The organism is Vibrio sp. 10N.222.52.C12, assembly GCF_041474215.1.
Classification (GTDB): domain Bacteria; phylum Pseudomonadota; class Gammaproteobacteria; order Enterobacterales; family Vibrionaceae; genus Vibrio; species Vibrio crassostreae_C.
This window is the reverse complement of the sequence record NZ_JBFRTR010000049.1, coordinates 89,831-96,621: the sequence shown is the minus strand read 5'-3', so window position 1 is coordinate 96,621 and position 6,791 is coordinate 89,831. Positions and strand designations below refer to the sequence as shown.

Here is a 6,791-nt window from a genome sequence, read left to right as displayed (position 1 = left end):
CTCGTGAGATGGCCGATGCCGGTCACTACCCAGCGATTGACGTTGAGAAATCCGTCAGTCGTGTTATGCCGCAAATCACCACTGAAGAACATGTCTTGATGTCGAAAGCGGTAAGGCAAGTGCTGTCTATCTGCCGTAAAAACCAAGATTTGGTGTCGATTGGTGCTTACAAGCCAGGAACGGATCCAGCAATCGATAGTGCCTTCACGTTGAAACCAAAACTGGATGAGTACTTGCAGCAGAAGATGAAAGAGACCGTCCCATACGACATGTGCGTCAACATGTTGAAACATGTATTGGGTGGCTAACGGGTGAATAAGGTTAGTCATGGATAACGCATTAGAATTTTTGCTCGATCAAGCCAAAGATCAAGAGAACCAAGCGGTACTTGCGCTCAACAAAGCGAACTCTGAGCTGCAAGGCTACTATGAGCAGGTTGCGCAGATTGAAAAGTATCGACTGGATTACTGTCAGCAGCTCGTTGACCGCGGCAAGGCAGGCTTAACGGCGAGCCAATATGGTCACTTGAACCGCTTCTTAACTCAGTTGGATGAAACATTATCCAAACAGAGAGAAGCCGAGCACCACTTTAAAAATCAAGTCGACAACTGCCAAAGCTACTGGATGGAGTTACGCAAAAAACGTAAATCCTACGAGTGGTTGATGGAGAAAAAGCAGAAAGAGAAAGCAAAGCTGCAAGATCGAAGAGAACAAAAGCAAATGGATGAGTTTTCGACTCTGTTATACAGCCGAAAGAAGATGTGATCCTAAGCCACGAATGACGTCAGTGCTGTTCTCTATATTGTGAAAACCGAACTTATAGGCATGTTTCTTGCTACGTTTTATATAAAATTGCGCGTTATGCCCACCAAAGGCATGAAAAGCATCCGACTTTCTTTTTGTTGCCTGATTCATGGCAGCAAAGCTAGTAGATAGAGCTTGTATATATGAATGTTAGTCTTTCCTCAAATTCAGCGACCAACAAAATGTCATCGTTGTTGGACACCGGTTCTGCCTCTTCCAAGGTAGAAGAAACCGGCGACTCTAAAGGTTTCTTTGAGTCCTTTAAAGAAGCGCTCGGCTTTGAAGAAAGTGACAGTAAAGTCGCAGCAAAAGACACAGAAAGCACTGCGAAACCTGATACTAAACAGACATCTACCGAAGGTGAAGCGTCAGCCGAAGAGAACAAAGGTGATTCCGCTGAATCAAAGGCTACTGACGAAGTGAGCGAAGCGCAAAGCAAGCAAGCAGCTTCAGAAGTAGAAGGCGAGAAAGCTGCTGATAAAACATCAGCAGAGGCTGCGTCTGGATCTGAGGCTCAGCTCAAAGCCAATTCGGGCACTGATAGCACTGTCGCTGATAAGACTGTTGCAGATAAGGCAGATGGTAAAGATGCGCAGGATACGACTAACGAATCTAAAGAACATATTGCTCAATCCCAAACTCAGGGTCCATCAGCGGTAGATGGTGCTACGCAGGCATCGCAAGCCAATGCAGCGATGAGCGAAGGCAATAAATTGCTTGGTCAATTGGATGAGGCAAACAAAACCCTAAATCAAGCGCCAAACGGCAAAGGCTTGCCTCAGCAAGGTCAGGTAGAACAAGCCCAAGGTAATATCACCGGTGCTTCTGTTGCAGGAGTTTCCGTTACGGATAAGGCGACACAACAAGCTAAGGCTGCAAATCAGGAGAAGAGCCTTGAAGTCGATTCTGAAATCGCTGTACTTACCGGAGGTAAGGGTGTTTCTCAGCTAACTGATACTGAAATTCGACAGTTGATGGATAAAGGCGTCACTCCAGAACAAATTGAAGCCAGTATGAGCCGAGAGCTGAGCCAAAAGAATGCAGCTAGTGCGGTTGCTGCCGAGCAGAGCCAAGCATTGTCAGCCGTGGATATTGAACTGGCAAAGCAAGTAGATACCCATACCAAAGCGCTAAACCAATTGAATGGACAAATCGAATCAGAGCAGTCTGTTGTCGATAGCTTGCTTGATAAGCAACAAAGTGGCGCTAAGTTGACGGTTGATGAGCAAGCCGCTTTGGCTAAAGCGACCTCTAACCTAGACCTGTTGAATCAACAGCTCGCTAACGTTCAACAACAAGTAACAGCTTTGCTAAGTCAAGCTCCGGCTGCGAACAGTGCGTCTGGTGAACCCACTGCTATCGATTGGGATAATACGGATTCAAGCGAAACTAAAGCCTTAGCTGCGGCAGCATCAACAGCAGCTGTAGCGACGGCTACACAACAAGTGTCAGCGCAGGCCGCTTCTCAATCAGCAAACAATGCTCTTACGGACAAGGCGGCAATGCTGCACGCCAATAATGCACATGCAGCCCAACAGGCCGCAGCTCAACAAGCTAATGTGGCTTCACCTCAGCAGCAAGCAACGTTGGATCCAGCTTTAACCGCGCAAGGAATGGCGATGAATGCAACGCCAGCTGCCACAAAAGCAGGCTCGACTGATACGCTTCTTAAAGCGGGCGCCGGTGCAGCAGCACTGTCTGGTTTGGGTAAAGCGGGTGCTAAAGAAGATTCTAAAGATTCGACCTTTGCTCAGCAGATCGCTTCTGCGGCTGGTGCACAAGGTACGGCAACGGTGGGTTCAGCACCTACGCGAGCTGAAATCCAAGCTGCTCAACAAGCGCCCTTACAGCTCACCAAAGAGCTAGCCAATGAGCAAGTGGCTGAAAAAGTACAAATGATGATGTCTAAGAACCTTAAGAACTTGGACATTCGTCTCGACCCACCAGAATTGGGCCAAATGAAAATCCGCATAACCATGAATAATGACGTGGCAAACGTGCACTTTACGGTGAGTAATCAGCAAGCGAGAGATGTGATTGAACAAACCTTACCTCGCTTGAGAGAGATGCTTGCTCAGCAAGGTCTGCAGCTTGCCGATTCGTCTGTTCAACAACAGAACTCCGGTCAGGGACAAGATAGATACAACAATGGTGAGCAACAATCCGGCGCTAACCGCACAAATGATACGCAAGGTGATGAAAACCTTGATAGTGGCAGCAATCTTGAATTGAATGTCGCATCAAAGCGTGATGGAATTAGTTATTATGCCTAATATCAGGCTAAGAACGCTTGGTTAATAGAAAAAAACAGTTAATAAAAAGAACCATCAGTTAATCGCAAGAACAGGAAGTTAGAGTAAGATATGGCCGAAGAACAAGATGCACCTAAAGGGAAGAGCAAGCTCCTTATAATTATTATTGCCGTAGTTGTGTTACTGCTTGGTATAGGTGGTGCGCTGTACTTTTTCTTAGGTTCTGACGATAGCGCCTCTGAATCTCAGTCTCAGCCAGCAACGGCTGTGGTCGCTGCAGAGCCGGTTATGTATGTTAATATTCCTCAGCCCTTCTTGTTTAATGTGACAGGTGACAAAAAAGATCGCCTAGTTCAGATAAAAGCACAGCTCATGGTACGTGGCAGTAAGAATGAAGACCTGGCTCGTTACCACTCTCCACTTGTAGAAAGTACGCTACTGGCCACGTTCGCTTCGGCAACGGTTGATCAATTGCGCTCACCAACAGGCCGCGTGGAACTGCGTAATAAGGCAACAGAAGATATTAAAGCAAGCCTGGCTCAAGCTGTTGGCCAGCCTGTGATTGAAAAAGTGTTATTCACTGACTTCGTAATTCAATAGGTAATTTGTGACCGATTTATTAAGCCAAGACGAAATTGATGCGCTGTTACATGGCGTTGATGATGTTGAAGAAGTTGAAGATGTCTTAGAAACCGAAAATGACAATGCGGTCAATTTCGACTTCTCATCTCAAGATCGAATCGTCCGTGGTCGAATGCCGACCCTTGAACTTATTAACGAGCGCTTCGCACGTCATATGCGTATCAGCTTGTTTAATATGTTACGTAAAACGGCTGAAGTGTCGATCAACGGCGTACAGATGATGAAGTTTGGTGAGTACCAAAACACATTGTATGTACCCACCAGTTTAAACATGGTTCGTTTCCGTCCATTGAAAGGTACGGCACTCATCACCATGGAAGCTCGTCTGGTTTTCATTCTCGTAGAGAACTTTTTTGGCGGTGATGGTCGTTTCCACGCCAAGATTGAAGGTCGTGAATTCACGCCTACTGAAAGACGAATCATTCAGTTACTGCTGAAAATTGTTTTTGAAGATTACAAAGAAGCTTGGTCGCCAGTGATGGGGGTTGAGTTTGAATACTTGGATTCCGAAGTGAACCCAAGTATGGCGAACATTGTGAGCCCAACCGAAGTGATTGTTGTGAGTTCGTTCCACATTGAAGTGGATGGCGGTGGTGGTGACTTCCACGTTGTCATGCCTTACTCCATGGTTGAGCCGATCCGTGAACTGCTTGATGCGGGTGTTCAATCAGACAAGATGGAAACCGATGTTCGTTGGAGTACCGCACTGCGTGATGAGATCATGGATGTGCCCGTCAATTTCCGCGTGAATTTGCTAGAGCAAGATATTTCCCTTCGTGATCTGATGGAGCTGCGCCCTGGTGATGTTATCCCAATGAACATGCCTGAGCATGCAACCATGTTTGTCGAAGAACTGCCGACTTATCGTGTGAAAATGGGCCGTTCTGGTGAGAAGCTTGCAGTACAGATTTCGGAAAAAATTCAAAGACCACATGTGGTTAAAACTGATCTCGCTTTTCTAGGTAAAGACTTATTGTCTGAGCTCGAAAACAGTGATGATGACGACGAATAGTAAAATAGATAAAAGTATAGGAATTGGTAATGGAACCTAGTGAAGATCAAAAGCTAGCAGACGAATGGGCTGCAGCACTTGGTGAAGATCCTTCAGCGCCGTCAATTGATGTTGATGATGTGCTTGCGGCACCACTTGATGAGCTAACCGATTCATCATCTCCGATTTCTGAAGATGAGCGTCGTAAGCTGGATACCATTATGGATATCCCCGTGACTATTTCGATGGAAGTTGGCCGCTCTCAGATCAGTATCCGTAATTTACTTCAGTTGAACCAAGGTTCGGTTGTTGAGCTAGATCGAATCGCTGGTGAGTCACTAGACGTGATGGTCAACGGAACTCTGATTGCTCACGGTGAAGTGGTTGTAGTAAACGACAAGTTTGGTATTCGTTTGACTGACGTTATTAGCCAGACAGAACGAATTAAGAAGCTGCGTTAATGAGCTTTTTGTCTCAAAGACTTGCGGGCTCTTTTCTCGGAATGACAGGTTTGTTACGAGGAATCTTGGGAGTAGGGCTATTAACGGCTCCTTCCATTGCCTTTGCAGCAACACCGCCTTCTCTCGATTTAGCGACCACCTTTGGGTCGCTAATTTTCGTTATAGCCTTCATTTTATTTATTGCTTGGCTACTCAAGCGAATGCAAGTACCTGCGATGTCGAATCAACAAGGTTTGGCGATTGTTAGGCAAATCCCTGTTGGTACTAAAGAGCGTATCGCTATTGTGCAAGCGGGTGATGAACAGTTCTTGGTAGGGATTACCACACAATCGATTCAGCTGATCTCTAAGCTCGATAAACCTCTTACTCAGGAGATGCTGGAAAAAAGTACATTTTCAAGTCAGCTTTCCCAGCTAATAAAAAAAGATGCAAACAAGTAACGGACTTTTGAACTCCTCTTACTTTCACCAAGCCGGAGCTTTCCGAGCGGTGAAAGTGTGGTTGGTTCAGCTTATTCTCCTATGCTCAATCGTATTCAGTGTGTCGGTATTTGCACAAGCTGAAGACGGCACCGTCATTCCTGCGAATATCGCTGGCTCGGAATCGGTCACTATCAGCACGATGGAACAAGACCAAGCCAAATCGACAACCATGACCACGGGCAGCTTGACTGGCAATGGTGGCGGCATACCTGCCTTTACCATGACAACCAATGCCAATGGCGGTGAAGACTACTCGATTAACCTGCAAATTCTCGCGTTAATGACCATGCTTGGCTTCTTGCCGGCGATGGTGATTTTGATGACATCGTTCACTCGTATTGTGGTTGTGATGTCTATCTTGCGTCAGGCGATGGGTCTACAACAAACACCGTCTAACCAAGTCATTATTGGTATCGCGATATTCTTGACCTTCTTCATCATGTCGCCAGTGATTAATCAAGTTAACGAACAAGCAGTTCAGCCTTATCTTAATGAACAGATATCGGCACGACAGGCATTTGATGTTGCCCAAAAACCGATTAAATCCTTCATGCTCAAGCAGACTCGAATCAAAGATCTTGAAACCTTTGTTGAGATTTCTGGCGCGGAAGTGACTAACCCTGAAGATGTTTCGATGGCGGTTCTGATTCCAGCATTTATCACATCGGAATTAAAAACGGCTTTCCAAATCGGATTTATGCTGTTCTTGCCTTTCCTAATCATCGACTTGGTGGTGGCATCGGTATTGATGGCTATGGGTATGATGATGTTGTCACCGATGATTGTATCGCTGCCGTTTAAGTTGATGCTGTTTGTTCTTGTTGATGGCTGGAACTTGATACTCTCCACACTCGCCGGCAGTTTTGCCTTGTAGCTGGGGGAATAATGAATCCTGAAATATTCGTAGAGTTGTTCCGAGATGCCCTTTGGATGGTATTAATCATGGTTTGCGCCATCATTATTCCTAGCCTGCTGATCGGTTTGGTTGTGGCTGTTTTCCAAGCTGCGACCTCAATCAACGAACAAACCCTGAGTTTCCTGCCGCGTTTGATCGTAACTTTGTTGGCGTTGATGCTATTCGCACACTGGATGACCCAGATGATGATGGAGTTCTTTTTTGAGCTCATCGAACGCTTGCCGCAAGTTCTGTATTAAACCG

8 protein-coding genes and 1 pseudogene are annotated in these 6,791 nt (G+C 46.0%); all 9 read left to right on the top strand.

Annotated features, from left to right (window positions below; translation table 11 throughout):
- A pseudogene (gene fliI / locus AB4623_RS09745) lies at positions 1 to 308 on the top strand (flagellum-specific ATP synthase FliI); the annotation flags it as partial.
- A gap of 19 nt (positions 309 to 327) precedes the next feature.
- Positions 328 to 765 carry a flagellar export protein FliJ gene (gene fliJ / locus AB4623_RS09740; RefSeq protein ID WP_017060679.1) on the top strand — a complete coding sequence of 146 codons (438 nt, stop codon included), beginning with the start codon at positions 328 to 330 and terminating at the stop codon, positions 763 to 765.
- 182 nt (positions 766 to 947) lie between these two features.
- Positions 948 to 3,077 carry a flagellar hook-length control protein FliK gene (locus AB4623_RS09735; RefSeq protein ID WP_372146282.1) on the top strand — a complete coding sequence of 710 codons (2,130 nt, stop codon included), beginning with the start codon at positions 948 to 950 and terminating at the stop codon, positions 3,075 to 3,077.
- Positions 3,078 to 3,167: 90 nt separating this feature from the next.
- On the top strand, positions 3,168 to 3,656 hold the full coding sequence (gene fliL / locus AB4623_RS09730; RefSeq protein ID WP_017060677.1) for a flagellar basal body-associated protein FliL: 489 nt from the start codon (positions 3,168 to 3,170) through the stop codon (positions 3,654 to 3,656).
- A 7-nt stretch (positions 3,657 to 3,663) separates the two neighbouring features.
- A complete protein-coding gene (gene fliM, locus AB4623_RS09725; protein WP_017060676.1) occupies positions 3,664 to 4,710 on the top strand; it encodes a flagellar motor switch protein FliM in 1,047 nt (348 codons plus the stop codon).
- 29 nt (positions 4,711 to 4,739) lie between these two features.
- Positions 4,740 to 5,150, top strand: a complete 411-nt coding sequence (fliN, locus tag AB4623_RS09720; RefSeq protein ID WP_004739851.1) for a flagellar motor switch protein FliN — start codon at positions 4,740 to 4,742, stop codon at positions 5,148 to 5,150.
- Positions 5,150 to 5,590 carry a flagellar biosynthetic protein FliO gene (gene fliO, locus AB4623_RS09715; protein WP_017060675.1) on the top strand — a complete coding sequence of 147 codons (441 nt, stop codon included), beginning with the start codon at positions 5,150 to 5,152 and terminating at the stop codon, positions 5,588 to 5,590. The genes fliN and fliO overlap by 1 nt, the downstream gene beginning before the upstream one ends.
- Entirely contained in the window at positions 5,577 to 6,506 is a 930-nt protein-coding gene (fliP, locus tag AB4623_RS09710; protein ID WP_372146280.1) for a flagellar type III secretion system pore protein FliP, read from the top strand. Before fliO ends, fliP begins: the two co-directional genes overlap by 14 nt.
- Positions 6,507 to 6,517: 11 nt before the next feature.
- Complete coding sequence (gene fliQ, locus AB4623_RS09705) at positions 6,518 to 6,787, top strand: flagellar biosynthesis protein FliQ (RefSeq protein WP_029235191.1); 270 nt, start codon at positions 6,518 to 6,520, stop codon at positions 6,785 to 6,787.
- Positions 6,788 to 6,791: the final 4 nt, after the last annotated feature.

Excerpts from the sequence above, each read along its gene's own strand:
- fliJ (WP_017060679.1), top strand. The coding sequence starts at position 328 with ATGGATAACGCATTAGAATTTTTGCTCGATCAAGCCAAAGATCAAGAG.
- AB4623_RS09735 (WP_372146282.1), top strand. The coding sequence starts at position 948 with ATGAATGTTAGTCTTTCCTCAAATTCAGCGACCAACAAAATGTCATCG.
- fliL (WP_017060677.1), top strand. The coding sequence starts at position 3,168 with ATGGCCGAAGAACAAGATGCACCTAAAGGGAAGAGCAAGCTCCTTATA.
- fliN (WP_004739851.1), top strand. The coding sequence starts at position 4,740 with ATGGAACCTAGTGAAGATCAAAAGCTAGCAGACGAATGGGCTGCAGCA.
- fliO (WP_017060675.1), top strand. The coding sequence starts at position 5,150 with ATGAGCTTTTTGTCTCAAAGACTTGCGGGCTCTTTTCTCGGAATGACA.
- fliP (WP_372146280.1), top strand. The coding sequence starts at position 5,577 with ATGCAAACAAGTAACGGACTTTTGAACTCCTCTTACTTTCACCAAGCC.
- fliQ (WP_029235191.1), top strand. The coding sequence starts at position 6,518 with ATGAATCCTGAAATATTCGTAGAGTTGTTCCGAGATGCCCTTTGGATG.